23 protein-coding genes are annotated in these 26,626 nt (G+C 76.1%); 17 read left to right on the forward strand and 6 right to left on the reverse strand.

The genetic code is table 11. The annotated features are described in order from the left end of the window. Positions 1 to 159: 159 nt before the first annotated feature. From MT994_RS13355 to MT994_RS13375, 5 genes are all read left to right on the forward strand, one after another. Positions 160 to 1,836, forward strand: a complete 1,677-nt coding sequence (locus tag MT994_RS13355) for an FAD-dependent oxidoreductase (protein ID WP_354806637.1) — start codon at positions 160 to 162, stop codon at positions 1,834 to 1,836. An 81-nt stretch (positions 1,837 to 1,917) separates the two neighbouring features. Beyond that, positions 1,918 to 3,507 (forward strand): ATP-binding protein, encoded by a 1,590-nt coding sequence (locus tag MT994_RS13360; RefSeq protein WP_354806638.1) that lies wholly within the window; start codon positions 1,918 to 1,920, stop codon positions 3,505 to 3,507. After that, positions 3,504 to 4,835: a low temperature requirement protein A gene (locus MT994_RS13365; RefSeq protein ID WP_354806640.1), complete on the forward strand. Its 1,332-nt coding sequence runs from the start codon at positions 3,504 to 3,506 to the stop codon at positions 4,833 to 4,835. The genes MT994_RS13360 and MT994_RS13365 overlap by 4 nt, the downstream gene beginning before the upstream one ends. Positions 4,836 to 5,108: 273 nt before the next feature. Then, complete coding sequence (locus tag MT994_RS13370; RefSeq protein WP_009863577.1) at positions 5,109 to 5,582, forward strand: HNH endonuclease; 474 nt, start codon at positions 5,109 to 5,111, stop codon at positions 5,580 to 5,582. A 207-nt stretch (positions 5,583 to 5,789) separates the two neighbouring features. Beyond that, positions 5,790 to 6,926: an endonuclease/exonuclease/phosphatase family protein gene (locus tag MT994_RS13375; RefSeq protein ID WP_354806641.1), complete on the forward strand. Its 1,137-nt coding sequence runs from the start codon at positions 5,790 to 5,792 to the stop codon at positions 6,924 to 6,926. A gap of 45 nt (positions 6,927 to 6,971) precedes the next feature. Here the strand turns inward: MT994_RS13375 and MT994_RS13380 are convergent, their stop codons facing one another. Further along, positions 6,972 to 7,997 (reverse strand): hypothetical protein, encoded by a 1,026-nt coding sequence (locus tag MT994_RS13380; protein WP_354806642.1) that lies wholly within the window; start codon positions 7,995 to 7,997, stop codon positions 6,972 to 6,974. A gap of 209 nt (positions 7,998 to 8,206) precedes the next feature. Between MT994_RS13380 and MT994_RS13385 the strand changes: the two genes are divergently transcribed. Then, positions 8,207 to 8,764, forward strand: a complete 558-nt coding sequence (locus tag MT994_RS13385) for a dihydrofolate reductase family protein (RefSeq protein ID WP_354806643.1) — start codon at positions 8,207 to 8,209, stop codon at positions 8,762 to 8,764. Positions 8,765 to 8,770: 6 nt separating this feature from the next. Here MT994_RS13385 and MT994_RS13390 read toward each other — a convergent pair whose 3' ends face one another. Then, on the reverse strand, positions 8,771 to 9,571 hold the full coding sequence (locus MT994_RS13390) for a helix-turn-helix domain-containing protein (RefSeq protein WP_354806644.1): 801 nt from the start codon (positions 9,569 to 9,571) through the stop codon (positions 8,771 to 8,773). 234 nt (positions 9,572 to 9,805) lie between these two features. Between MT994_RS13390 and MT994_RS13395 the strand changes: the two genes are divergently transcribed. Then, positions 9,806 to 10,840: an ABC transporter substrate-binding protein gene (locus MT994_RS13395; protein ID WP_354806646.1), complete on the forward strand. Its 1,035-nt coding sequence runs from the start codon at positions 9,806 to 9,808 to the stop codon at positions 10,838 to 10,840. Beyond that, on the forward strand, positions 10,840 to 12,681 hold the full coding sequence (locus MT994_RS13400) for a siderophore-interacting protein (protein ID WP_354806647.1): 1,842 nt from the start codon (positions 10,840 to 10,842) through the stop codon (positions 12,679 to 12,681). The genes MT994_RS13395 and MT994_RS13400 overlap by 1 nt, the downstream gene beginning before the upstream one ends. Before the next feature lie 41 nt (positions 12,682 to 12,722). Here the strand turns inward: MT994_RS13400 and MT994_RS13405 are convergent, their stop codons facing one another. After that, positions 12,723 to 13,997, reverse strand: coding sequence for an MFS transporter (locus tag MT994_RS13405; protein WP_251176335.1), 1,275 nt, complete (start codon positions 13,995 to 13,997; stop codon positions 12,723 to 12,725). A gap of 95 nt (positions 13,998 to 14,092) precedes the next feature. On the opposite strand from MT994_RS13405, the gene MT994_RS13410 reads away from it, so the two are divergent. The 3 genes from MT994_RS13410 to MT994_RS13420 all read left to right on the forward strand — a co-directional run bounded on the left by MT994_RS13410 (position 14,093) and on the right by MT994_RS13420 (position 17,818). Continuing rightward, positions 14,093 to 14,995 (forward strand): LysR family transcriptional regulator, encoded by a 903-nt coding sequence (locus MT994_RS13410; protein ID WP_076404835.1) that lies wholly within the window; start codon positions 14,093 to 14,095, stop codon positions 14,993 to 14,995. 306 nt (positions 14,996 to 15,301) lie between these two features. Beyond that, entirely contained in the window at positions 15,302 to 16,927 is a 1,626-nt protein-coding gene (locus MT994_RS13415) for an ABC-F family ATP-binding cassette domain-containing protein (RefSeq protein ID WP_354806649.1), read from the forward strand. A gap of 81 nt (positions 16,928 to 17,008) precedes the next feature. After that, positions 17,009 to 17,818 (forward strand): hypothetical protein, encoded by an 810-nt coding sequence (locus MT994_RS13420; protein WP_354806650.1) that lies wholly within the window; start codon positions 17,009 to 17,011, stop codon positions 17,816 to 17,818. 10 nt (positions 17,819 to 17,828) lie between these two features. Here MT994_RS13420 and MT994_RS13425 read toward each other — a convergent pair whose 3' ends face one another. Beyond that, positions 17,829 to 18,368: a hypothetical protein gene (locus MT994_RS13425; RefSeq protein WP_354806651.1), complete on the reverse strand. Its 540-nt coding sequence runs from the start codon at positions 18,366 to 18,368 to the stop codon at positions 17,829 to 17,831. Positions 18,369 to 18,499: 131 nt separating this feature from the next. On the opposite strand from MT994_RS13425, the gene MT994_RS13430 reads away from it, so the two are divergent. From MT994_RS13430 to MT994_RS13450, 5 genes are all read left to right on the forward strand, one after another. Then, positions 18,500 to 19,096, forward strand: coding sequence for a GNAT family protein (locus tag MT994_RS13430; protein ID WP_354806652.1), 597 nt, complete (start codon positions 18,500 to 18,502; stop codon positions 19,094 to 19,096). A 33-nt stretch (positions 19,097 to 19,129) separates the two neighbouring features. Next, positions 19,130 to 19,636, forward strand: coding sequence for a hypothetical protein (locus MT994_RS13435; protein WP_061268454.1), 507 nt, complete (start codon positions 19,130 to 19,132; stop codon positions 19,634 to 19,636). A gap of 32 nt (positions 19,637 to 19,668) precedes the next feature. Continuing rightward, entirely contained in the window at positions 19,669 to 20,484 is an 816-nt protein-coding gene (locus tag MT994_RS13440; RefSeq protein WP_354806653.1) for a MerR family transcriptional regulator, read from the forward strand. A 183-nt stretch (positions 20,485 to 20,667) separates the two neighbouring features. Then, positions 20,668 to 21,273 (forward strand): hypothetical protein, encoded by a 606-nt coding sequence (locus MT994_RS13445; RefSeq protein WP_354806654.1) that lies wholly within the window; start codon positions 20,668 to 20,670, stop codon positions 21,271 to 21,273. Beyond that, a complete protein-coding gene (locus tag MT994_RS13450) occupies positions 21,270 to 22,007 on the forward strand; it encodes a glycosyltransferase family 2 protein (RefSeq protein WP_354806656.1) in 738 nt (245 codons plus the stop codon). The genes MT994_RS13445 and MT994_RS13450 overlap by 4 nt, the downstream gene beginning before the upstream one ends. A gap of 61 nt (positions 22,008 to 22,068) precedes the next feature. On the opposite strand, the gene MT994_RS13455 is transcribed toward MT994_RS13450, so the two are convergent. Both MT994_RS13455 and MT994_RS13460 read right to left on the reverse strand, forming a co-directional pair. After that, positions 22,069 to 23,070, reverse strand: coding sequence for an MvdC/MvdD family ATP grasp protein (locus MT994_RS13455; protein ID WP_354806658.1), 1,002 nt, complete (start codon positions 23,068 to 23,070; stop codon positions 22,069 to 22,071). Between the two features lie 40 nt (positions 23,071 to 23,110). Further along, positions 23,111 to 24,592, reverse strand: coding sequence for a serine protease (locus tag MT994_RS13460; protein ID WP_354806659.1), 1,482 nt, complete (start codon positions 24,590 to 24,592; stop codon positions 23,111 to 23,113). Between the two features lie 162 nt (positions 24,593 to 24,754). Between MT994_RS13460 and MT994_RS13465 the strand changes: the two genes are divergently transcribed. Continuing rightward, on the forward strand, positions 24,755 to 26,581 hold the full coding sequence (locus MT994_RS13465; RefSeq protein ID WP_354806661.1) for a thioester domain-containing protein: 1,827 nt from the start codon (positions 24,755 to 24,757) through the stop codon (positions 26,579 to 26,581). The last annotated feature ends 45 nt before the right edge of the window (positions 26,582 to 26,626 follow it).

Below are 26,626 nucleotides of genomic sequence, written 5' to 3' on the forward strand. Positions count from 1 at the left end.
ACCGCCACGGACCGCGGCGGAGCAACCTGAGGTTTGCCTTGCCTAACCTAGCGCAGCGCGGTCTCGCGTCAAGAGTGACCTGCGCCACGTCCGCCGTGGACGCGCGGCCACGGCGGGGAGAGGATGGCAGTCGCCCGTCCTGGTGCCCGAGGAGGCCGTGTGGAACCCACCGTCGCGACGACCCGCCCTGCCCTCGTCACCGTGGACGACGACCCCGGGGTCTCGCGCGCGGTCGCGCGCGACCTGCGCCGCCGCTACGGCGACCGGTACCGGATCGTGCGCGCCGAGTCCGGCGCCGAGACGCTCGCGGCGCTGCGCGAGCTCGCGCTGCGCGGCGAGGACGTGGCCGTCGTCCTTGCCGACCACCGCATGCCCGGCATGACGGGCGTCGAGCTGCTCGAGCAGGCGATGGACCTCTTCCCCGCGGCGCGGCGCGTCCTGCTCACCGCCTACGCCGACACCGAGGCCGCGATCGAGGCGATCAACGTCGTCGACCTCGACTACTACCTGCTCAAGCCGTGGGACCCGCCCGAGGAGAAGCTCTACCCCGTCGTGGACGCCCAGCTCGAGGCGTGGTCCGCGACCGACCGCCGCCGGCCCGCCGAGACCGTCGTCGTCGGGCACCGGTGGTCGGCGCGCTCGTCGCAGGTGCGCGAGTTCCTCGCGCGCAACCGCGTCCCCTACCGGTGGTACCCGTCCGAGTCCGCCGAGGGGGCGCGCCTGCTCACCGCCGCGCAGGCCGACGGCGAGACCCTCCCCCTCGTCGTCACGCCCGAGGGCGAGCCCCTCGTCGCGCCCGACGACGCGACGCTCGCCGAGCGCGTCGGGCTCGCCACGCGCCCCGCGGCCGACTTCTACGACCTCGTCGTCGTGGGCGGCGGGCCCGCGGGGCTCAGCGCGGCGCTGTACGGGGCGTCGGAAGGGCTGCGCACGGTGCTCGTCGAGCGCACCGCGACCGGCGGCCAGGCCGGCCAGAGCTCGCGCATCGACAACTACCTCGGCTTCCCCGACGGGATCTCGGGCGCCCAGCTCGCCGAGCGCGCGCGCCGCCAGGCCGTGCGGTTCGGCGCCGAGATCGTCACGACGCGCGACGCCGTCGAGCTCGACATCGACGGCCCGGCGCGCTCGGTGCGGTTCCCCGACGGCACGTCGATCGACGCGCACACCGTCATCCTCGCGTCCGGCGTCTCCTACCGGCTGCTCGACGGCCCGGGCCTCGCCGACCTCGTGGGCCGCGGCGTCTTCTACGGCTCGGCGCTCACCAAGGCGTCCGCGTGCCAGGACCAGGAGGTGTACGTCGTCGGGGGCGCGAACTCCGCCGGGCAGGCGGCGCTCTACCTCGCGCGCGAGGCCAAGCAGGTCACGCTCGTCGTGCGCGGCGACTCGCTCGCCCGGTCCATGTCGTCCTACCTCGTCGAGCAGGTCGAGGCCCACCCGCGCGTGCGGGTCCTCACCCGCACGGAGGTCGTCGCGGCGTCGGGCGACGACCACCTGGAGCACCTCGAGCTGCGCGACCTCGACGCCGGCACGACGTCGCGCGTCGAGTGCGGGTGGGCGTTCGTGTTCATCGGCGCCGCGCCCCGCACCGACTGGCTCGACGGCGTCGTCGCGCGCGACCCCCGCGGGTTCGTCCTCGCGGGCCCCGACCTCCTGCACGACGGCGCCCCGCCCGCCGGGTGGACGCTCGACCGCCCGCCCTACCACCTGGAGACGTCCGTGCCCGGCGTGTTCGCCGCCGGGGACGTGCGCGCGGAGTCGGCCAAGCGCGTCGCGTCCGCCGTCGGCGAGGGCGCCATGGCCGTCATGCTCGTCCACCGCTACCTCGAACAGCTCTGACCCCGACCCGCCCCGCTCCCGCCGACAACACCGACGACACAGCACCGACGACACAGCCCCGACCGACCCGGAGGCGACACCGTGACCAGCACCGAGGACCCCACCACGACCCCGCCGGCGGGCGGCGCAAGCACCGCGCCCGGCACCGCCACGCCCACCACCGGGGCCGGCACCGCCGCGGCCGCCGCCGCGCGCGGCTGGCTGCCGTGCGACGTCGACGAGCTGCGCGCCACGTTCCTGTTCGAGCACCTCACCGACGACCAGCTCGCCTGGCTGTGCGCGACCGGCCACGTCGAGCGGCACGACGCGGGCTGGCTGCTGCACGAGGGCGCGCCCGCCGAGGCGTTCTACGTCCTGCTCGACGGCGGCGTCGCGCTCTACCGCCGCGTCGGCGAGGACGAGGTCGAGGTCTCGCGCACCCGCCAGGTCGGGGTCTACCTGGGCGCCTGGAACGCCTACCTCGGCGACCGGCTGCCCCAGACCTACCTGCACTCGGCGCGCGCGCTCGAGCCCTCGCGCTTCTTCGTGCTCGCGGCCCACGACTTCGCCAAGCTCATGACCGAGTGGTTCCCCATGGCGGTGCACCTGCTCGAGGGCGTGTTCTGGGGCACGCGCGACGCGCAGCAGCTCGTCGGGCAGCGCGAGCGGCTGCTCGCGCTCGGGTCCCTGTCCGCGGGCCTCACCCACGAGCTCAACAACCCCGCCGCGGCCGCCGTGCGCGCCACCGGGACCCTGCGCGAGCGCGTCGCGGCCATGCGGCACAAGCTCGCGCTCATCGCCGACGGCCCCTACGACCGCGCCACGCTCGCCGAGCTGATCCGGCTCCAGGAGGAGGCGCTCGAGCGGTACGCGGACACGCGCACCGCGGACGCCGTGGGCGCCCTGGAGACCTCCGACCTCGAGGACCGCCTCACCGACTGGCTCGACGACCACGGCCTGCCCGAGGGGTGGCGGGTCTCCCCCGCGCTCGTCCAGGCCGGCATCGACGAGCCGTGGCTCGACCGCGTCGCCGGACGGGTCGACGCCGGCGCGCTCACCGGCGCGGTGAGCTGGCTCGCATACACCATCGAGACCGAGCAGCTCATGGCCGAGATCGAGGACGCCACAGTGCGCATCTCCTCCCTCGTCGGCGCCGCCCGCCAGTACTCCCAGCTCGACCGGGCGCCCTTCCGGCCCGTGGACCTGCGGGAGCTGCTCGACTCCACCCTGACGATGCTCGACCACACCCTCGACGGCGTCGACGTCGTGCGCCGCTACGACCCCGACCTGCCCCCCGTGCCCGTGTACGCCGCCGAGCTCAACCAGGTGTGGACCAACCTCGTCGAGAACGCCGCCCAGGCCATGGCCGGCACCGGCACCCTCACCGTCACCACCCGGCGCGTCGACGACCACGCCGAGGTCGAGGTCGCCGACACCGGCCCCGGGATCCCCGACGACGTGCGCCCGCGCATCTTCGAGCCGTTCTTCACGACCAAGCCCGTCGGCCAGGGCACCGGGCTCGGCCTCGACATCTCGTGGCGCATCGTCGTCAACAAGCACCACGGCGACCTCGCCGTGACGTCCGTGCCGGGCGACACGCGGTTCGTCGTGCGGCTCCCGCTCGAACCCGCGCCCGTCCCTACCTCGCCCATCTCGCCCACCTCGCCCGACGCGCCCGACGGCCGCCCGTGACGGCCACCCCCGCGGCGGGGACCTCGCCCGTCGGCGAGGAGCGCCACGCCTCCTGGCTCGAGCTGTTCTTCGACCTGGTCGTCGTCGCGGGCATCGGGATGCTCGCCCACCTCCTCCAGGAGGACCACGACGGCGGCGGGCTCGCGCTGTACGTCGTGGCGTACACGGCCTTCTGGCTCGTGTGGGCGTGCTTCACGACGTACGGCAACGTCGCGGGAGAGGGCGCGCGGTCCCTGCCGATCCTCGCCGGGATGGCCGCGCTCGCCGTGATGATCGCCGCCGTCCCCGGCATCCACGACGAGCACGCCCGGGCGTTCGCCGTCGCCTACGTCGTGGGCCGTCTCGTCGCCGCACGCCCGTGGCGGCGCACGACCGTCGTCGTCGACCTGCCCGTCGTGCAGGCGCTCGCCGGCGTCGTGCCGTGGGTCGTGTCGTGGTGGGCCGACGGCCAGACCCGCTACGTGCTGTGGGGCGTCGGCCTCGCGATCGACCTGGTGCTGCTCCTCACGCTCTCGGGCGAGCGGCTCGTGCGGCGCGCGCAGGAACGCCTCGACGAGGTCCGCGAGCGCCGGGGCCGGGGTCGTGCGCTCGGCGGCCGTCGTGCACGACCCGGCGCGCCGGACCGCGGGCGGCGGCGCGACCTGGAGGTCCCGACGACGGTCGACGCCGCCGCGAGCGACGTGCCCCACCTCGGCGAGCGGCTCGGCCTGTTCGTCATCATCGTGCTCGGCGAGGGCCTCATCCAGGCGATCGACGCCGCGAGCGAGGCCGAGTGGGACCGCACCCTGCTCGTGGCCGGCGCGGGGGCGTTCACCCTGCTGGTCGGGCTGTGGGCGCTCACGGTGCGCGCCGGGTACGCGGGCGTGGCGCTCCTGCGCCCGGCCGGCGTGCCGCCCCGGGTCGCGTGGTTCCTGCACCTCGTGACGACGGGGGCCCTCGCCACGCTCGCGGGCGCGCTCGGCGGCGTGCTGGACCGCCCGGCGCGCGCCCTCGAGCCGGCCGAGCTCGCGCTGCTCGTCGGGGCGTTCGCCGTCCACGGCCTGGTGTCCGCGGGCGTCCACGCCGTGCTGCGCGACGTCCGCACCGCGCTGGTCCTCGCCGTGCCCGTCGTGGCTGCGGGGGCGGTCGCCGCGCTCGCGGGCGGGTCGGTCTCGGCCGCCGGGCTCGTGTGGGTCCTGTCGGGCGCGCTGCTCGTCCAGCTCTCGGGTGCAGGGCGCGCGCACCGGCCGGCGTCGGGCGACGCGGCGCCGGGCACGGAGCTCGGCCCGGGGCCGGGCGCCGAGCCCGGTGCGACGGCGGCGGGGACGGACGCGCGGGACGACGCCTGACGCCTCCCGGGCGCAAAACCGTGGACGTCGCGCGCTCGCGGGCATAGCCTCATGGCGTCCGGTCGACACCCGCCCGGACGCTCGACCATGGACGACCGGTGAAGGGCAGGTGGACCCGCGTGACGCACGAGTGGTCCGTCGACCCGTCCCGAAGGGCGCTCCTCAGGTAGACGACGTGCGTCGTCCACCTGCAGAGCCGTCCTGGGGCACCGTCCTGGGGCGGCTCTCGTCGTCCCGGGGCACGGCACGCGACGCACGACAGGAGGAGCGACGATGAGCGAGGTGGTCATCTACAACCTCGGCGGCAGCCAGGTGCTCGGCCGCGTGTCGTTGCGCCACGCGATCCGCATGCTGCACCGGCAGGTCGCCGAGGTGCTGGAGGCCGTCGAGGGCGAGACGTTCGGGCCCTACCAGCGGCCCCGGTCGGTCGCGCTCGTGCGGTACGTGCACGCGCGCTGGGTGTACGAGCGGCAGGGCCGCGTGCCGTACTCGCGCGCCGCGCTCCTGCGCCGCGACCGCTACCGGTGCGCGTACTGCGGCGGCACCGCGACGACGATGGACCACGTCGTCCCGCGGTGCCAGGGCGGCACGACGACGTGGCTCAACGCCGTCGCCGCGTGCGAGCCGTGCAACGCGGCCAAGGGTGGGCGCACGCCCGAGCAGGCTGGTCTGTCGCTCCTGTCGAGACCGTTCGAGCCCGCGTTCCGCGACATCTACCCGTCGGCGCCCGCCCCGCGCAGACGCTGACGGGTCTCCGGCCAGGCGTTCCCGGCCGGTCACGGGCGGCCCGGCCGGTGGCGGTGACACCGGCCGGGCCGGCCGCGTGGTGCGGTCCTGCGACCGCGATCGCGCCCGCGGCGGCGTCCGGGACACCGGCCGCGCCCCTCCCTCCTGGTGGAGCCGGTCCGCGCCGCGCACCCATCTCGGGTCCCGGGCCGCGCGAGGGAGCCCACGATGGCGACGGTCCGGATCGGGACGTTCAACGTCGAGAACCTGTTCGAGCGGCCGCGCGCGATGGCGGGCCCGCTGACCGCGGGGAACGCGGTCCTGGCGGCGCACGCCCGGGTCAACGCCCTGATCGCCGAGGAGCGGTACGGCCCCGACGTCCGCGCCGAGATCCTGGAGCACCTGGAGACGCTCGGCCTGCTGCGCGCCGACGCCGCCGCGCTCGCGGTGCTGCGCCAGGTGCGGGGGCGGCTCGTGCGCCGCACCGGGTCGCAGGCCGCCGGGACGGCCCGCACCGAGGTGGTCGCGACCGGGCGGGGCGACTGGGTCGGCTGGGTCGACCTCGTCAAGGACCGGGTCGACGAGCTCGCGATGGCCCACACGGCGCGCGTCGTGGCCGACGTCGCTGCCGACGTCCTCGCCGTCGTCGAGGCGGAGAGCCGCGTCGCGCTCAAGCGGTTCACCGACGCGGGCGTCACCCGCTCCGGGCGCGCGCTCTACCCGCACGTCATGGTCATCGACGGCAACGACGACCGCGGGATCGACGTCGGGCTGCTCACGCGGCGGCCCTACGAGATCGGGACGGTGCGCTCCCACGTCGACGACCGGGACTCGCGCGGGCGCCTCGTCTTCGGTCGTGACTGCCCCGAGTACGTCGTCGTGCTGCCGGGCGGCGGCACGCTCACCGTGCTCGTCAACCACTTCAAGTCCAAGGGGTACGGGACGCAGGCCGAGTCGGACGCGACCCGGCGCCGCCAGGCGACCCGCACCGCGGCGATCTACGCGGGTCTGCGCGCCCGCGGCGAGGAGCACGTCGTGGTCGTCGGCGACCTCAACGACACACCGGGGTCGGTGCCGCTGCGCCCGCTCCTCGAGGGGACCGACCTGCGCGACGTGAGCGTGCACCCGGACTTCCGGGGCGACGGGCGTCCCGGGACGTACGGCAACGGGACCGCGAGCCAGAAGATCGACTACGTCCTGCTCTCCCCCGCGCTGTTCGAGCGCACCGTCGGCGGGTCGGTCTTCCGCCGGGGCGTGTGGGGCGGGAAGGACGGGACCCTGTTCCCGCACTACGACACGATGACCTCGCCCGTGCACGCGGCGTCCGACCACGCCGCCCTGTGGGCCGACGTCGACCTCGCGTGACGGGCCCGGCCGGGCGCCCGGGGCGGTGGGCGCCCGGCCGGGGCGTCAGTCCGCGCGGGCGAGGGCGATCGTCGTGGAGCCGCGCTGGCCGGCCTCGTAGAACATGTGCAGGCGGCCGTCGACCTCCACGAACGACGGCGCCGCGGCGCGCCCGTGGTCCGGTGCGGCGGACCCCGAGTCGTACAGGACCCCGAGGTGGTCCTCGCGGTCGAAGCCCGTCCCCACGCGCGCGACGTGGATGTTGCCCGAGCCCGCGTGGTAGACGACGTGGCCCCCGCCGTTGCGCGACCAGTAGTGCGCCCCGGAGACCTGGCCGCCCTCCCCGGCCGCAGGCGTGATGAGCGGCTCCGGCTTGACCTGCCAGCCGGACGTCAGCGAGTGCGACCAGCCGACGTAGATCTTGCGCGTCCCGCCGTGGTTGCCCATGAGCAGCATGACGTAGACCCCCGACTGCGTCGGGTGCGGGAAGACGCGCGCGTACGACGTCTCGCTCACGCCCGGGAGCATGTACGTGCCCACGACCCGGTTGTGGTAGGTGAAGCTGCGGCCGTCGGCCGAGCTCGCGACCCGGGTCGTGTGGTTCTCGCCGTGGAAGAACAGGTAGATCCGGCGGTCCGCCGGGTTCCAGAACGCGTCGGGGCTCGACACGTGGCTCACGTCGAAGCCCGCCCAGGTGCGCGGGATGATCGGGTTGGCGGGGTGCTCGCGCCACGGGCCGGTGACGGAGTCCGCGTAGGCCAGGCAGATGCCGCCCGGGGCGTCGTGCGGGGCGTAGTACATGTACCAGCGGCCGAGCGGGTTCTCGACGCGCCCGGCGACGTACCGGACCGAGGGGAAGATCAGCTCGTTCGTCGGGTTGTACCGCAACGTGCTCCGGTCGAGCGGCTGCCCGAGGTAGCGGAAGGTCGGGAAACCGGGCACCGCCGCGTGCGCGGGTGCCGGGGCGGCGATGCCGCCCACGGTGCCGGCGAGCGCGCCGGTCGCGGTCGCCGCGCCGAGCACGACGGCACCGCGCAGGAGCGCGCGACGGGTCAGGGGACGAGGGACGGGTGGGCGAGGGTCGTCCGGCATGCTGCCTCCACGGTGAGAGAGCGGGTGGGACGGCAGCCACTCTCACGACGGCCCGTGACCAGGGTCAACACGATAATGAGAACTGCCGAACGGCCCGACGGCGGGCGCCGACCGGGAGCGGGCCGACCCGGAGGCCGCCCGCCGACCGATGAGTCCGCGCGCCGCCCCGGGTCTCCCCCTCGACCGCGCAACAGGGACGAGGAGGATCCATGGCCAAGGTGATCGCCGGGGCGACGGTGTCGCTCGACGGGTTCGTGCAGGACGCCGCCGGGAGCAGCGCCGCGCTCTACGCGGACTTCGACACGCTCGTGGGCAGCGGCTACATGCGCCGGCTCCAGGACGAGACCGGCGCCGTGCTCATGGGGCGACGCACGTTCGACGGCGCCGAGGACCCCGACAGCTACGCGGAGGACTACGAGTTCCAGGCACCGATCTTCGTCGTGACGCACCACCCGCTGCCCGTCGCGCCGCGCCGCAACGAGCGGCTGTGGATCGAGTTCGTCACCGACGGCGTCGAGGAGGCGGTGCGCCGTGCCGTCGAGGCCGCCGGCGACCGCGACGTGACGTTCGTGGGCGGCGCGGACCTCTTCCGCCAGCTCCTGGCGGCGGACCTCGTCGACGAGCTCGCCGTCGACGTCATGCCGGTGCTGCTCGGCGGCGGCGTCCGGCTGTTCGACGGCGGCGTCCCCGCCACCCTGGAGAAGGTGAGCGTCGACGAGGTGGGCGTGCGCACCGCGCTGCGCTACCGGGTCGTGCGCGACCGCTGATCCGGCTCAGGCGCTCAGGCGCTCGTCGGCGCGAGCCGCCCGGGTACCAGAACCCGTGTCCCGCGGCGCGCGGGCGAGGACCGCCAGGGGGTCCCGCGCGAGGTCGGCGACCGGCTGCCCGGTCTCCCGGCTGAGGGCGCGCAGCAGGCCGGCCCGCGTGGCGTAGCCGGCGGCGCGCGCCGCCGCGTCGAGCTGCGAGCCGCCGCGCAGCCGCGCGATCGCGACGTTGAGGTGGGCGCGCGTGCGCCAGCGCCCGAACGGGAGCCCCGTCTCCTCGACGAAGAGCCGCTGGACGTGGCGCGCGCTCGCGTGCCGTCGATCGGCGAGCTCGTCGAGCGTCGCACCCCCGCGCCGGGCGTCCTCGGCCACGGCGCGCGCGACCGGGTGCGACGGGAGCGTCAGCACGAAGTGGTCGCCCGTGACCCCGCGGAGCACCTCCTCGAGGGCCGCGCGGAACGGCGCGACCTGCTCCGGGGTCGCCGGGCCCGCGCAGAGCACGGCGGTCAGGACGTCCGTGACGGCCGGCACGACGCCGAGCCGGTGCACCCGCACGGGGGGATCGACGCCCGGCGAGAGCACCGGCCCGAGGGCCATCGCCCCGCCCGGCAGGCGCACGGAGTGCGGCACGCCAGGGGCGAGCCACACGCTCTCGTGCGTGCGCAGGGTCAGGGGCGCGCCGTCGGCCACGAGCTCCGCGGTGCCCGTGACGACGTGGACCAGGTGTGGCTCGTCGTGCGCGTGGGTGCCGTGGCCGAGGAAGCGGACGGCGTTCTCCGGGACGACGGCGCCCAGCGCGGTCGGGGTCATGCGGCGCTCCTCTCCTCGGCCGGACCCTCCGGTCCGGCCGTCCTGCGGGACGACCTCGGACGTGTCCCGCGGCGCACCGTGGGGACGTGACGTGCCCGGTCGTGTCGCGTCCGGGCGCGTCCGTGTCATGTCCGGGCACGGCACGGCGCGCAGGTGTGGTTAGCCTAACCTCGCGAGGTGCGCCCCGGTCACGCCGTGCGGCCCCCGCGTCCCTGCTCCCGAGTGCGAGGTCCCATGCTGCCGTCCCGCCGTCCCACCCGCCGCCCCCTCACCGCGCTGGCCGCGCTCGTCGCCGCCGCGACGCTCGCACTCTCCGCGTGCTCGGGCGGCACCACCACGTCCGACGCCGGGGCCGAGGGCTCCGGAGAGCCCACCGGCTCGTCCGCGGCGGAGCGCGTCGTCGCCACGGACCAGGGCGACGTCACCGTCCCGACGGAGCCGCAGCGCGTCGTCGTGCTCAACCACGCGCTCGCCGGGTACCTCTACGCGCTCGACGTCCCGGTCCTCGCCACCGTGCCTGAGGTGACCGACGACCCCGAGCCGGCCTTCTCCCCCCTCTGGGCACAGGAGGCCGAGGCCGACGGCACGGAGCTCCTGGAGTGGAGCGCCGACGGCTTCAACCTCGAGGCGATCCTCGCGCTCGAGCCCGACCTCATCGTCGGTGGCGGGTGGGGCTTCCCGCTCAAGCAGGCGACGGACGTCTACGACGGCCTGAGCCAGATCGCCCCGACCGTCCTCGTGAGCGGCACGTACACGACCTGGCAGGAGCAGCTCGCGTTCCTCGCGGAGGACGTGTTCGACGACGCGGAGACCTCCGAGGAGCTCGCCGCCGGGTACGAGGACCGGCTCACGGAGGTGCGCGACGCGATCACCGTGCCCACGGGCGAGACGGCGTTCCTCGCCCGCACGGCGGAGGGCACCACGTACGCCCTCCAGGAGGGCGAGGGGCTGCCCGCGATCTTCGAGCGGCTCGGGTTCGCGGTCCAGCCGATCCAGGAGCAGACCGGGGCCGAGCCGTACACGCCGGGCGGTGACATGTTCGAGGTGTCGGCCGAGCAGGTGACGTCGGTCGTCACGGCGCCGAACGTGTTCGTCATCGGCTTCAACGGCGCGGAGGTCGACCTCGACGCGCTCGCCGGCGACCCGGTGTTCGCCGCGCTGCCGTCGTTCGCCGCCGGGACCGCGCACGAGCTGCCCACGTGGACGATCCGCAGCGACTACCACGAGGCGATGGCCCTGCTCGACGTCGTCGAGGAGCAGTTCTCCTGATGGCCCAGCACCGCCTGCGCACCCACCCCCTCGTCCTGCGGCGCGTCGAGGTCGCGCGCGTCGTCGACGTCACGCCCCGCATGCGCCGCGTGACGCTCGTCGGGCCGGAGCTCGGCGCGTTCGAGCGCGACGGCCTGCCGATGCCGGCGTTCGACGCCCCGGGGTTCGACGACCACGTGAAGCTCGTCCTCGCGTCCGACGGCGACGTCGCGTCCGCGCTGCCCGTGCAGCGCGCGCACGGCATCGACTGGCCGCCCGCGCCGAACCGGCAGGGTCGGGACTACACGCCGCGCCGCTGGGACCCGGTGGCGGGCGAGCTCGACCTCGACCTCGTGCTGCACGGCGACGGGCCCGCCGCCGCGTGGGCCGGGGCGGCGCGCCCCGGCGACGCTCTGTGGTTCGTCGGCCCCAAGGCCTCCACCGTGTGGCCCGACGACGTCGACTGGGCCCTGCTCGCGGGCGACGAGACGGCGCTGCCCGCGATCGGCCGCTTCCTCGACGAGCGTCCTGTCGACGCGCCCGTGCAGGTCGTCGTGACGGTCGGCGACGCGTCGGCGCGCCAGGACCTCGCGCTGCGCGACGGCGACACCGTCCGCTGGGTCGTCGCGCCCGAGGGCGACCGCGGCGCGCTCGGCGAGGCGGTGCGCGCGATCACGTGGTGGCCCGGGCGCGTCTACGCGTGGGCTGCGAGCGAGAGCCGGGCCCTGCTGCCGGTGCGCCGCCACCTCACGCGCGAGCGCGGCGTGCTCCGCACGCACGTCGACGTCACCGGGTACTGGCACGCGCAGCCGGCGCCCTCGGGCGCGAGGCCGGGCGACTCCGCGAGCACCGTCGGCGACACCTCGGGCGGCGTCCCGGGCAGCACCGCGAGCGACGCGCCCGGCAGCATCGCGACCGGCACCGCCCCCGCGGCGCAGCCCGCGGGCGTGCCGTCCCCCGTGCCGTGGTTCGCGACGCGCGCCGCACTCCAGCTCGGGCTGCTCGACGCGCTCGGCGACGGCCCGCGCGACGTCGCGGCGCTCGCCGAGGCGGCCCGCGTCGCGCCCGCGGCGGTCCGGGTCCTCGTGGACGTCCTCACGGCGTCGGGGGTCGTGACCTCGGACGGTGACAAGGTGGCCCTGGCCGACGCCGGCGAGGACCTCCTCGACGACGAGCACGCGCGCGAGGAGTACGAGGGCCTGGAGGCCGACGCGGTCCTCGCGCTCGCCGCGCTCGCCCCGGCGCTGCGCGAGGACGCCCCGGCGTGGGCGCGCTCGCGCGGCCGGACCCTGCGCGCAGAGGTCGAGGCCGACGCCGACCTCGCCGCGGAGGTCGTCGAGGGCGCCGACGTCCTGCCCTACGTGCTCACCGGCCTCCCGACGTGGCCCGTGTGGTCGGGCGCGCGGTCGGTGGCCGTCGGAGGGCCGGGGGCGCTCGTCGTGGCTGACCTGCTCGCGGACGTGCCCGGTGACCGCACGACGATGCTCGTCGAGGACCCCGTGCCGCTCGCTGTCCTGCGGGAGCAGGCCGGCACGGGCTCGCCCCACGCCACGTCCGGCTCCTGGCCCGGCGCCGACCTCGCCGTGTGCGCGCTCGGGACCGGGCACCGCACCGACGACGAGGTGGTCGCGCTCCTCGCCGCGATGGGGGCGGCCGCGCGTCGGGCCGTGCTCGTCGAGGACCTCACGCCCGACGGCCTGAGCCCGCACGCGCACGAGCACGCGCTGCTGTCCCTCGCGACGACGGGGTCCGGACCCCGCACGCCCGACGACGTGGCCCGGCTCGCCGCGCGCGCCGGGTGGCGCGTCGTCGGGCACGACGCCCTCGGCTGGGGCGTCGCGCGGGTCGAGCTCGCCCGCTGACCCACGGCACGGCGGGGCGGACCGCGGTCCGCCCCGCCCGCTCAGGACCGGCGTGCCAGGCCCGGCGCGGCCGCCGCGACGAGCAGCGCGGTGGCCGCCGCGAAGACGACGACCATGAGGCGCAGCGGCTCGACCGTGAGCGAGAGCCCCAGGAGCAGCACGGGGACGGCGAGCCCCAGGTACGCGACGAGGAAGACCCCCGCCAGGACCTCCCCCCGGCGGCCGGGCTCCGCCAGGGCCCCCGCCGTCGCGAGCGCGCCCCGGAAGAGGATGCCCACGCCCGCGCCCGCGACGACGGCGCTCGCCACGAACCCGGGCAGGCTCGCGGTGCCGACGGAGACGGCGAGCACGGCGAGCCCGGTGAGCGTCAGCGTGACGGCGAGCGCGACCTGGCGCCGGCGGGCGAGCCGGCCCGTGGCGAGCTGCGCGACGGCGGCCGCGGCGAAGACCGTGGCCGAGACGAGCCCGGCGACGAGGCGCGACTCCTCGTGCATCACGGTCGCGAGCACGCTCGGGGTGAGGGACGTGAAGAGGCCGAAGACGGCGAAGCCCGCGAACGCGGCGGCCGCCGCGGCGACGAAGGTGCCGCGCCCGCCGCGCGGCACGGCGACGCGCTGCGGGCGGTAGCGGTACGGGGCGGCGGCGGGCGGCACGGTCTCGGGCACGAGCGCGGCGGCGAGGACCGCCGCGGCGAGCAGGACGGCGAAGGCGACGTACGGCGTCGTGAGCGGCGCGGGCGCGGCCTGGGCGAGCAGCCCGCCGACGAGCGGTCCGAGCGCGAGGCCGCCGATGTTCGCCAGGCCCGCGACGGCGCTCGTGTCCGCCGGGCCGCCGGGCCGGGCTGCCGCGCGGAGCTCGGCGAGGTGCGCGGTCGCCGTCGCGGTGACGGCCCCGATCCCCACGCCCGAGACGAGCCGCGCGACGACGAGGCCGCCCAGACCGTCCAGCAGCAGGAACAGCACGGCCGCGACGAGCTCGGCCACGAGGCCGAGGACCAGGACGCGGCGGCGCCCGAACCGGTCGCTGAGGTGCCCGACGAGGTAGAGGCTCGCGGCGACCCCGACGGCGTACGCGGCGAAGACGACGGTCACGGCGACGGTCGGCAGGCCGTCGCGCGCCTGGTACAGCGGGTAGAGCGGCGTCGGGACCGTCGAGAACGCCATGGCCGTCGCGAACGCGAGCGCCACCACGAGGAACCCGGACCCGTGCGAGACGAGCGGCCGCGTGCGCCGCGCACGCGGCGGCCGGGAGGACCGCTGCGCGTCGTCCGGTCGCGCGGGTGCGGGGCGGGTCGGAGGTGCCGAGGTCGTCGTCATGCGTCCACCGTGCGCCTGTGCTCCTGATCGTGTCCAACGACTTGTACCGATCCTCTTGATCGATGTCAGCGATAGGACGTCGTAGGGTGAGCGGCATGGAGACGCGCCAGCTCGAGTACTTCGTCGCGGTGGCCGAGGAGCTGAGCTTCACGCGCGCCGCCGCGCGCGTCTTCGCCGTGCAGTCGAGCGTCTCGGCGGGCGTGCGCGCCCTGGAGGCCGAGCTCGGCGCCCGCCTGTTCGAGCGCACGCGGCGCTCGGTCGCGCTGACCTCGCAGGGCGAGGCGCTGCTCCCCCGGGCCCGGGCGGTGCTCGACGCCGTCGACCAGGCCCGTGCCGCCGTCGCGCCCGGGCCGCACCACGTGCGCGGCACGGTGCGGCTCGGGGTGTTCACGAACCTCGGGTACCTCGGCCTGCCGCGCACCCTCGCCGCGTTCCGGGACCGCCACCCCGGCGTGGTGCTGCGCCTCACCCCGTCGCCCGCCGGGTCGACGGGCCTCGGGGAGGACGTGCGGCGCGGTGTCGTGGACGTCGCGTTCACCGGGCTCGGGCCCGAGGACCACCCCGGTCTGCGGTACACGCGCCTCACGTCGTCGACGTTCGTCGCGGTGCTGCCCGCGGGCCACCCGCTCGCCGGGGCGCGGTCGGTGGCGCCCGGCGACCTGGCCGACGAGCACGTCGTGACGACGCCGCGCGGGTTCGGCAACCGGGTGGTCGCCGAGCGCGCGTTCGCGCACGCGGGCGTCGCGCCGCGCGCGGACACGGAGGTGGCCGACGTCGGCGACCTGCCCGCGTTCGTCGCCGCCGGGTTCGGCGTCGCGGTGGTCCCCGCGGACATGTACGAGCCCGCGCCGGGCGCGGTCGCGGTGCCGCTCGACGCGCCGGAGGCGTGGTCCCTCGGGCTCGTGACGCGGCCGCACCCGGGCGCGGCCGCCGCGGCGCTCGTCGCCTCGCTCGTCGCCTCGCTCGCCACGGGTCGGGAGCAGGCTCCGGCGGGGTGACGGGCCCCCGCGCCCGCAGACCCCGCCGGGCCGCGCTGCTAGCATCGGCACGTGCTCATCGAGGTCGACAGACTCTAGCCGCCGAGCCGTCGGCGGCCCGTCCCAGCGCACCCCTCGCCCCGCTCCGCCCCGTCGGAGCCCTCGTCGGCGACCCCTGCCCGGCTCGTGCCGCGGCCTCGGCGTGCCGGTACGACGCCCCACCGCTCCCGCCACCGGCGGCCCGTCCCGCGCGCCCGCGCGACGACGGCCCGCCCGACCTTCCCGGCACGACCACGCCCGCGGCACCGCGGGCCGAGGAGCACACCCATGTCCACCCTGCACCGGTCCGCGGTGACGCTGACCGACCTCACGTTCGAGTGGCCCGACGGCACCGTCGCGCTCTCCCACCTCTCCGGCACGTTCGGCACCGGCCGCACGGGCCTCGTCGGCGACAACGGCGCCGGCAAGTCGACGCTCCTGCGCCTCGTCGCCGGCCTGCTCACGCCCACCTCCGGGCGCGTGACGACCACCGGCGACGTCGCCTACCTCCCCCAGACGCTCACGCTCAGCCGCGACGCGAGCGTCGCGCGCCTGCTCGGCATCGACGCGACGCTCGACGCCCTGCGCGCGATCGAGTCCGGCGACGTCGACGAGCGGCACTTCGACGCCGTCGGCGACGACTGGGACGTCGAGGCGCGCGCCGCCCAGGCGCTCGCCGAGATCGGGCTCGACGGCGTCGGCCTCGACCGGCGCGTCGGCGAGCTGTCCGGCGGCGAGGCGATGCTCGTCGCGATCAGCGGCCTGCGCGTGCGGCGCAGCGCGATCACGCTGCTCGACGAGCCGACGAACAACCTCGACCGTGCCACCCGGGCCCGGCTCGCCGTGCTCGTCGACGACTGGCCCGGGGCTCTCGTCGTCGTGAGCCACGACCTGGAGCTGCTCGAGCACGTCGACGAGACCGCCGAGCTGCACGCGGGCGCGCTGACCACGTTCGGCGGCCCGTACAGCGCGTGGCGCGCGCAGCTGGAGGTCGACCAGGCCGCGGCGGCGCAGGCCGCGCGGAGCGCCGAGCAGGCCCTGCGCGCCGAGAAGCGCCAGCGCGTCGAGGCCGAGACGAAGCTCGCGCGCCGCGAGCGGACGGCGCGGACCGCCCAGGCGAACCGCACCGGGTCACGCATCTCCATGGGGCTGCGCGCGTCCGCGGCCCAGGTCTCGGCGGGCTCGATGCGCCAGGGCCTGGACGCCAAGGTCCAGGCCGCGCAGCAGGCGCTCGACGCGGCGGCGGCCCGGGTGCGCGACGACGAGCACGTGCACCTCGTGCTGCCGGACCCGGACGTCCCGCGCGGCCGTCGGCTCGCCGAGCTGCACGGGACGAACCGCACGGTCGTCGTCCAGGGGCCCGAGCGGGTCGCGCTCGTGGGGGCCAACGGCACCGGCAAGACGACGCTCCTGGAGAACCTGCTCGCCGGGCGCGCGCCCGAGCCGGGACGCGCCGGCGGGACGCTCCTCACGGACCGGGTCGGTTACCTCCCGCAGCGGCGCGACGGCCTCGACGACGCGCGCAGCGCGCTCGACACCGTCCGCGACGGCGCCCCGGGCGTGGCGCCGGGCACGGTCCGCAACCACCTCGCGCGCCTGCTCCTGCGCGGGTCGGCCGTCGACCGCCCGGTGGGCACGCTGTCGGGCGGCGAGCGGTTCCGCGTCGCGCTCGCACGGCTCCTGCTCGCCGACCCGCCCGCCCAGCTCCTCGTGCTCGACGAGCCGACGAACGACCTCGACGTGCGCAGCGTCGAGCGGCTCGTCGAGGCGCTGTCGGGCTACGCGGGCGCGCTGCTCGTGGTGAGCCACGACGACGGGTTCCTCGCCCGCCTCGGGGTCGACGTGCGGCTCGAGCTCGACCGGGACGGCGGGCTCCACGAGGTGGCGCCGGGCGCGGAGCAACCCGCCCGCTGAGCGCCGGTCCGGGGCGGCCCGCTCGACGGGTCGCCCCGGACCTCGGACGATGGACCCAGGACCACCGGCCGGGAGGGGACCGTGGGCTGGTACACCGAGCACGTCGTCGACACGGGCCGCGCCCCGGCGCTGTTCGCGCTCGTCGGGTTCGTCGTGACGTTCGTCGTCGTGCGGTCGATCACGCGCCGCATCCGTGCCCGCGCCGAGGCCGCCGCGGCGACGACCACGGGGGCGCCCGGGCACGAGCCCGCGGACGACGCCCCGCCGCCGTCGCGGCGGTCCCTCCTCGGGGACGTGTCGATCGGGGGCGTCCACGTGCACCACCAGGTGTGGGGCATCCTGCTCGTGCTGCTGACCGGCATGCTCGAGCTCCGCTACTCCCCCGGGCACCCGTGGTCGGAGGTGCTCGCGCTGCTGTTCGGCGCGGGCGCCGCGCTCGCGCTCGACGAGTTCGCGCTGTGGCTCTACGTCGACGACGTCTACTGGTCCGAGGAGGGCCAGCGCTCGATCGACGCGATCCTCGTCGGCGGGGCCCTCGGCGGAGCGCTGCTCCTGTCCGCGTCACCCATCGGTGTCACGTCGGACGACGCCTCCGGCGGCTGGCTCGCCTACACCGTGACGGTCGTCGTGCACCTCGCGCTCGCGTTCGTGTGCGTCCTCAAGGGCAAGCTCGCGACGGGCCTGGTCGGCGTGGTGGTCCCGGTCGTCGCGCTCGTGGGCGCGGTGCGGCTGGCAAAGCCGTCGTCGTTCTGGGCCCGACGTCGGTACGGGCGCCGGCCGCGCCGGCTCGCCCGCGCGCAGGAGCGCTTCGGGGCGCGCTACCGGGCGCGCAGGGAGCGCGTGCGGAACCTCGTCGGCGGCCGCGCCGACGACGACCCGCCGTCGGCGTAGGCCGGGGTCGTCAGGGCAGGTCCGGCGCGGCCCGCACGACGGCGACCATCGCGGCGGTCGCCGCGGCGTCGGCGTCGGCGTGCCGCCAGCCCGGGCTCACGGCCCGCGCGTGGTCGTTGAGGGCGGCGAGCACGTCGAGCACCGCGACGCCCAGGGCCCGCGCGTGAGGCGTGAGCCCGCCGCGGATCTTCAGCTGGCCGAGCACGATCGCGATCTGCGCGCGGGCTTCCGCCGCGAGCGCCGCCTCGTCGACGTCGCCGCCCCGGAGCCGGTCCGCGGCGCCCTGCCGCCCGGACGCCCAGACGTCCTCGGGGACGCCGAGGTCCCACGCCGCCAGGAGGCCGTCGACGAAGGCGGGCAGCGCGTCGTCGCGCCCGTCGGCGGCGTACCACTCCTCGAGGTCGCGCAGCGCGTCGTGCCCGGCGTCGTTGCCGAACGGGGCGAAGTCCGCGCCCTCGTCGTAGAACGGCTCCGGCGCGAGGGACACGAAGGCGGGGTGGCTCGTCGCGGGCGACAGACCCTCGTCGGGGTCGTCGAGGAACAGCGTCATGGGGGCGACCCTAGACCGGCGCGGGGCGTGCCGTCGCACGCGCCCGTCGTCGGGGCGGAGGCGCGCGACGGCGGTGCCGCGCCGCGGGAATCCCCTCGATGCGCAGGCCCCGGACGTGCCAGGGTGGGCGCATGACCGACGCCACCGACGAGCGCCCCGACACCCTGGAGCGGGTCGCGTGGCCCGTGCGGACCGCTCGCCTGACGCTGCGGCGCGCCCGGCCGGACGACGCGGACGCGCTGTTCGCCTACCGCGGCCTGCCCGAGGTGGACCGGTGGCTCACGCAGCGGTTCACGGCGGTCGAGGAGTGGCGCGAGCACCACGTCGAGCCGGGCCGGCTCGCGACGACGCTCGTCGTGGAGCGCGAAGGTGCCGTGGTCGGGGACCTCTACCTCGCGGTCCGCGACGGCTGGGCGCAGCGCGACGTCGTCGACCGTCCGCACGACGACGAGGCCGAGATCGGCTGGGTGCTCGACCCGGCGCACCAGGGGCAGGGCTACGCGACCGAGGCCGTGCGGGCGCTGCTGCGGGTCTGCTTCGAGGACCTCGGCCTGCGGCGCGTCGTGGCGAGCGCGTTCCTCGCGAACGAGCCGTCGTGGCGGCTCATGGAGCGCGTGGGGATGCGGCGCGAGGGCGTGGGGGTGCGCGACTCCCTGCACCGGGACCTGGGCTGGGTCGACGGCGTCGTGTACGCGCTGCTGGCCGACGAGACGCGCGCGGGCGCTTGACCCTGACGCGACGTCAGGGCGCAGGCTGCCCGCATGACCGACACGTTCCCCGCCTTCGACCTCTCCCCCGTCCCCGTCCCGGGGCCCGACGCCGTCGCCCCGGAGCCGTTCCGCGGCATCTACGGGATGCCGCAGTTCGTGACCGTCCCGACGGACGACCTCGCGGCGTCCGTCGAGCTCTGGACGCACGGGCTCGGGTTCTTCGACCTGTTCTCCGTGCCGGGCGGCATGGTGCACCTGCGCCGTTGGGCGTTCCAGGACGTGCTCCTCGTCCCGGGCACCCCCGCGCCTGACCTGCCGGCCCTGACGGTGAGCTTCTCGTGCGTGCTGTCGCAGGTCGACGCGATCGTCGCCGCGTGCGAGGCGGTGACGCCCGGCTGCACGACGGGCCCGCGCGAGATGCCGTGGGGGTCGGTGGAGGTCGAGGTGCGCACGCCGGAGAACGCGCGCGTCGTCATGACGGCGGCGCGCCCGTTCGTCGCCGGGAGCGACCCCGCCCGGTTCCTGGAGGGCATCGGGATCGAGGCGCCCGCCCCGTGAGCACCGCGGCTCCGCGGTGGACACTGGGTCACGTGACCACCGACCCGATGCCCGGCCGCGGCGCCGACCCGCTGACGGTCGGCGACGCAGCCGCGGCGGCGGGCGTCACCGTCCGGACGCTGCACCACTGGGACGCGGTCGGGCTCGTGCGCCCCTCGGCACGGACGCCGGCGGGCTACCGGCTCTACGCGGCGGCCGACGTCGCACGGCTGCGGCGGGTGGTGGCGTACCGGGAGCTGGGCGTGGCGCTCGAGGACGTCCCGGCGCTCCTCGACGCGACCGGCGCCGAGGCGCTGGACGCGCTGCGCAGGCACCGGGCGCTGCTCGGGGAGCGGATCGCCCGGATGGAGCGCACCGCACGCGCGCTGGACCGCCTCGTCGCGGCGCGCGAGCGCGGGCTCCTGCTCACGCCCACCGAGCAGGTCGCGCTGTTCGGGGAGGGCTGGGACCCGGCGTGGCCCGGGCAGGCGCGCGAGCTCTGGGGCGACACCGCGCAGTGGGCGCAGTACGCCGAGCGGTCGGCGGAGCGCACGCCCGAGGACTGGCAGCGCCTGGCCGACGACGTCGCGGCCCTGGAGGCCGACCTCGCGGCGGCGTGCCGCGCGGGCGTCGACCCCGCGTCGCCGCGGGCGGCCGCCCTCGCCGAGAGGCACCGCGCCTCGATGGGCGCGCACTTCGACTGCCCGCCCGCGCGGCACGTGTGCCTGGCACGGCGGTTCGTCGACGACGCCGGGTTCCGTGCCCACTACGACGGCCTTGCCCCGGGCCTGGCCGCGTGGCTGCGCGCCGCGGTCGAGGCGAACGCGCGCTCCCACGGCGTGGACCCGGCGACCGCGACCTGGGGCTGACCCCCTGCGCCGTGCCGCAGGGGCACGGCGGACGGACGCGCGCGACGGACACGTCGGGAGGCGCGACGACGAGCGCGGCGGGAGGCGCGACCACGAGCGCTCCCGGCGGACGGGCGTGCGAGCGCGACGCCGGGGTGTGAGGCTGTGATCCCCGCCGCCGCACCACCCTCCCAGGAGCACCGCATGCCCGCCACCCCCGCCCCCACGGCGGGCACCTCCCTCGCCGCCCCGGCACGCGGCGCGATCCTCGCGGGCGACGCGGTCCGGGCCGGTGCCGCGCTCAGCGTCGTCGTGGCCGGCGCGACGCTCGACGGCGTCGGCGTCGCGCTGTTCCTGCTCGTGCTCGGCGGGACGATGGTGCCGCGCGCCCTCGGGGTGACCGGCGTGCTCGACGTCGGCTACGGGGCCGCGCTGCTCGCCTCCGCCTGGGCCGCCCAGCTCGAGTGGTACCGCGCGGTGCCGTGGCTCGACCTGCCCGTGCACGCCGTCTGCACCGGTCTGATCGCGGCGCTCGCGACGGTGACGCTCGTCCGCGTCGGGACGCTGCCCTCCCCGCACGCCGACGACCGGCCGTGGCGCACGGGCGTCGTCGTGGTGACCACGGGTCTCGGGGCGGTCCTCGCGATCCTGTGGGAGCTGGGCGAGTGGGCCGGGCACACGTTCCTCGACGACCGGATCGGCGTCGGCTACGGCGACACCGTCACCGACCTCGCGACGGGGCTCCTCGGCTCGGTCGTCGCCGGGGTCCTCCTCGCGCGCGGCACCGCGGTCCGGGAGCACCGGCCGTGACGCCCCGCACCGCCCCGACCGTGTCGGTCGTCGTCCCGGTCCGCGACGACGCCGCCGCGCTCGACCGCTGCCTGGCGCGCATCGCACGGCAGACCGTCGCGCCGCTCGAGGTCGTGGTCGTCGACAACGCGTCGCGCGACGACTCCGCGCTCGTCGCGCGCCGCTGGGGCGCCGTCGTCGTGCGCGAGGACCACGTCGGCATCCCGGCCGCCGCCGCGACCGGGTACGACGCCGCGCGCGGCGACGTCATCGCGCGGCTCGACGCCGACTCCCTCCCCGACCCGGGGTGGGTGCAGCGCGTCGCGGACCGCATGGCCGCCGACCCGACGCTCGACGCGATGACCGGCACGGGCACGTTCGACGACCTGCCGCGCGGCGCGCGCGCCGCCGTCGCGATCGCCTACCTCGGCGCGTACTACGTGCTGTGCCACCTCGCGCTCGGCCACACCGCGCTCTGGGGCTCGTGCATGGCCCTGCGCCGCTCGGCGTGGACCGCCGTGCGCGACGCCGTCGTACGCGACGACCCCGAGGTGCACGACGACCTCGACCTGTCGTTCCGCCTCGGCCCGGGCCGGCGCACGGTGCTCGACCGGTCGTGGCGCGTCGGGGTGTCGGCGCGCTCGCTGCGCGGGCGGCGCCAGCGCCGTCGCCGCATGGACCGCGCGTGGCGCACGCTGCGCCTCAACTGGACGGTCGCGCCACCGTGGGAGCGGTGGCGCGACCGCTGGCGCTGACGCGCACGGACACCGCCCCGCCTGTGACCGGCCGGCGACGGCCCGGCGACAGGCCCAGCGCTCAGTCCGCGCTGCCGCGCCAGGTGCGCCGCCGCGTCGCGCCCGGGGCCTCCTCGCGGTCGAGGCGGGCCAGCAGCGCCGCGAGCGCCGCGGCGATCGGCTGCCCGGTCGCGTACTCGACGAACAGCCACTGCCCGGCCGGGTTGATCTCGAGGAACACGTAGTCGCCCTCGGGCGTGCGGCGCAGGTCGACCGCGCCGTACCAGAGCCCGAGCACCTCCATGAGCCGCAGGAGAGCGGTGGCGACGTGCTCGGGGAGGTCGTGCACGGACGTCGGGCAGTGGTGGGTGTCGACGCGGAAGTCGTACGCGTACGCCGACTCCTCGGTGCGCAGCTCGGCCGCGAACAGCTCCGTGCCGACGATCGTCACGCGCACGTCCGACCCCGCGACGGCCTCCTGGAAGATGACCGGCGCGTACCGCACGCTCTCGATGAGCGCGAGGTCCGAGTCCCGCACGGGGCGGGTCTCGCGCCACGTCGCGGGCGTGCCGCTGAACGGCTTGAAGATCACCCGTCCCGGTTCCCGGTGCAGGAACTCCCGGGCGCGGGCCGGGTCGTTCGTCATGCACGTGCGCGGAACGCGCAGCCCGAGCCGCGCGGCGACCTGGAGCTGCCACATCTTGCGGGAGCCGGCCTCGTCGCGGTCCGGGTCGTTGACCCAGGTGGCGGGCAGGCACGACCACAGCCCGGACACCGCCGCGGCGACCTCGCCGTGGGCGAACCCGCGATCCTGGGCGGAGCGCAGGTCGTCGTGCAGCGCGAACGGCTGCGGTCGGCGCCACCACACGGCGCGCAGCGTGGTGGTGTCCACCGCGCTCACGCCCTCGGCGCTCGTGTCGACCCAGTCGGCGCGCCACCCGGCGGCGTCCTGGGTCGAGGTCAGCGCCACGTCGCGGGGCGCGTGCCCCGTGTCGAGGAGCGCGTGGGGCGCGCCGAGCGCGTTCAGGTGGCGGACGACCTCCGTGGTGTGGAGGTCGTCCGCGTGCGACACGATGCCGATCATCGTGGTCTCCCGGTCCGGTCCGTGAGCGAGGTCGCCCGGGTCACTGCCCGGCCTGGAGCGCGGCGAGGGTCGCCTCGACGGCCTCGAGGGTCGCGCGCGCCTCGGCGACGGCCTCGACGAGGGCGCCGACGACGTCGACCGCCTCGCCCGGACCGTCCTCGTCCACGAGCGACTCCGCGCCCTGGACGAACGGCCGCGCCCCGGCGAGCGCGCCCGCCTGCACGAGCCGCCCGATCACGGGGTTGACCACGGGGTCGAAGAGGTCGCCGGGGTCGACGATCCCCTCCTGGAGCGTGTCGCCGGGCCCGGAGCCGACGTCGCCCGCGATCCCGGTGCCGACGGGGTTGTCCGCGGCGAAGCGGGTGTCGCCCTGGAAGACGGAGTCGAGGGCGCGTGGCGTGCCGCCCTGGTCCCGGAGGAACGACGTCCCGATCTGGTCGGCGACCGTGTGCGAGTCGGCCTGCCGGATCGTCAGCACGTCGACGGCGCGCGCGGTGTCGGCGCCCAGGAGCGTGCCGACCTGGTCGGCGGCCTTGACGGTCGCGATGACGTCCTGCGCGAGGGAGGTGAAGCCGTCGTCGGCGGTCGCGGTGCGCGCGCCGTGGGGCAGGGCCTGGAGCGTCGGCGACACGGCACGGATGCCCGCGATCGCCGTGCCGAAGTTCGACCCGGTCCCGGCCGCGTTGCAGCCGCCGTTCGTGTGGACGCCGACGAGCTCGCCCGCGGGTCCGAGGATCCCGGACCCGGAGTTGCCGCCGAGCGTGTCGATGTCGTCGTACCGGATCTGGTTCGTCGTGACGACCGTCGCCGGGCCCGCTTCGACGCGCTTGGGCATCCCGGCGGGGTGGCCGATGATCGCCAGCATGTCGCCCACCGTCGGGTTGGCCGTGGCCACGGCCGTGAACCCGTAGGTGTTCCCCGGGGTGCCGCCCACACGCACGACGGCCATGTCGAGGCCGCCGAGCCGGTACTCCACGAGCGCGACGATCGGGAAGCTCTGCTCGGTGCGCAGGACGCCGGACGGGTCCACCTGGAAGAGCACGTTGATGTGCATGCTCGTCGCGATCTGCTGCGGCGTGAGGACCTGCATCGACCCGTTCTGCCGGGGCAGGACCCAGCCGTCGGCGCTCTGGTCGAACAGGTGCCCGCACGTGAGGACGAGGTCGGGCGCGATCAGGGTGCCGCTCCCCCAGCGCACGCCGTCGACGTTTCCGGGGTTGGTGAAGACGCCGCCGAGCCCCGCGTTCCACTGGACCTGCACGGCCTGCTTCTGGTGGGCGTCCACGTACGCGCGCGTGACGCCGAGCGTGCCGTCGTACTGCTCGACGGGCTGGGAGTCGTCGGTCGCGCCGCAGATGGACTCGAGCATCTCCGCGTACGTGGGCTCGTCGCCCGCGATGGACTCGAGCGTCAACGGGATGCGTTCGGGCAGCGGCGGGTACAGCGCGTCGACGGTGTCGGGCGTCTGCGGCACCTCGCGCCGGCTCGGCTTCCGCGGTGCCGACTTCTTGCTTCCGGGCATGGGTTCCCCCTCGGTTCGGTCCCCCTGCACCTGGAGGGAGGAGCCCGCGTCCCGGCGCGTACAGCCGACACGCCGAACGATCGAGTGCGGGAAAGTGTGGCGCTCGTCACGTCCTGGTGGGACTCTGAGAACCGCCCGTCTCGACGTACCTCAGGGGGAACCGTGCACGCAGCGACCACGCCGACGTCCCGGAACGGCGCAGCACGACTGGCTGCCTGGCTCGCGGCCGCGTGCCTCGTCCTCGTCGTGCTCGTAGCAGGTGCACCCCCGACCCGAGCCATGCCGAACCCCGACGGCGGCACCTCCGGACCACGCGGCATCTTCACGGAGCTGTCGATCACGAGCCTCGGAGCCGGGCAGGCGGTCGCCGGATTCACCGCGCCCGCCGGCTTCGACCCGCTCGCCGGATACCCGGCGGACGTCCCCGCGGGGTCCACGGCGGACGACGCATCCTTCGCGGGGACCATCCAGGTCACCGACACGGTCTCCGGCCAGACGGCGTCCACCTACTGCATCGACCTGCTCACCGACACCGAGGTGGGGGTCAACTACGAGCTCGGCACCTGGGACGAGGCGAACGTGCCAAATCTCGGGTACATCGGCTACATCCTCGACAACTACTACCCGATCACCGGTGAGCCCGCCGGCGCACCGAACGCGAATGCCCGCGCGGCCGCCGTGCAGTCCGCCATCTGGTTCTTCTCGGACTCCTACGTCCTCGCGACGACGGATGCCGTCCGGCCGCTCGTCGCACAGATCGTGGCGGATGCCCTCGCGAACGGCCCGGCGCCGGAGCCCGTCCCGCCGACCCTCGAGGTCACCCCCGAGACGCTCGACGCCCCCTCGACCGGGGAGGTCGTCGGACCGTTCACCGTCGAGTCGGACGGTCCCGCGATCCTTCACTTCTACGGCATCGAGGTCTTCAGCGACCCGGAGGGGACGACCCCGCTCGCCGACGGGGCCACCGTCGAGCCGGGCGCGACCCTCTGGGCCCGCATCACGTCCCCGACGGGCCCGCACGCATTCGTGCTGGACAGACAGGTCTCGGTGCTCGAGAGCACGGTCTATCTCTACGACGGCACCAACGTGGGGCGGGAGGCCGCCCAGAAACTCATCCTGGCCCAGCCCAGCACGCTGACGCGACGTGCCGGCGCGCTGCTCGAGCCGTTCGACGCCGGGTCCCTCGACCTCACCAAGATCGTCGCGGGCGACGGCGCAGGGCTCCAGTCCGACGTGGTCCTCGACGTGCTGTGCACGGAGCCCGAGGGCGAGGGGACCGTCGAGCGCAGCGTCACGATCCCGGCGGGCGCCGCCGCAGGCGAGCGCACCGAGACCCTCGCCGGCCTCCCCACAGGGTGGACGTGCATCGTCACGGAGTCCGACGACGGGGACAACGGCAGCGTCGTCGTGACGGACACCGTGGTAGAGCCGGAGTCGGTGGTGATCGGCGACGCCACCACCGTCAGTGTCACCGTGACCAACACGTATGACATCGCGACCGGGGGCCTGCTCGTGCGCAAGGCCGTCGACGGTCCGGCGGCCGGCACCCAGGGACCGATCACGCTCGCCCTGACGTGCGACGACCCGGACGGCGCGTTCGACCAGGTGGTCGAGCTCCCGGGCGGGCTGACCGGCACGGACAACGTGGCCCTGGAGCTCGACGGCATCCCCGCAGGCACGACCTGCACGGTCACCGAGACCGTCGACGGCAGCACCGCGACCACGCTCCTCACCCAGACCGTCGTGACGCCCGAGAGCGTGACGGTCGCGGAGGACGGGACAGCGGAGCTCGTCGTGACGAACACCTACGACCCGGTCCCCACCCCGACGCCGACCCCGACGCCCGGACCGACCGCCGGCCCGACGCCCGCGCCCGGTTCCGCAGGGCTCGCCTCGACCGGTGCTGACGCGGCGACGGCCCTGGTGCTCGCGCTCCTGCTCGTGCTCGGTGGGCTCGCGACGGTCGCACTGGTGCGCCGTCGCGCCTGAGCCTGACACCTCCCGGTGCGCGAGCACGGGACCGGCGACCGGATC

The organism is Cellulosimicrobium sp. MI9406 (genome assembly GCF_040595865.1).
GTDB lineage: Bacteria > Actinomycetota > Actinomycetes > Actinomycetales > Cellulomonadaceae > Cellulosimicrobium > Cellulosimicrobium funkei.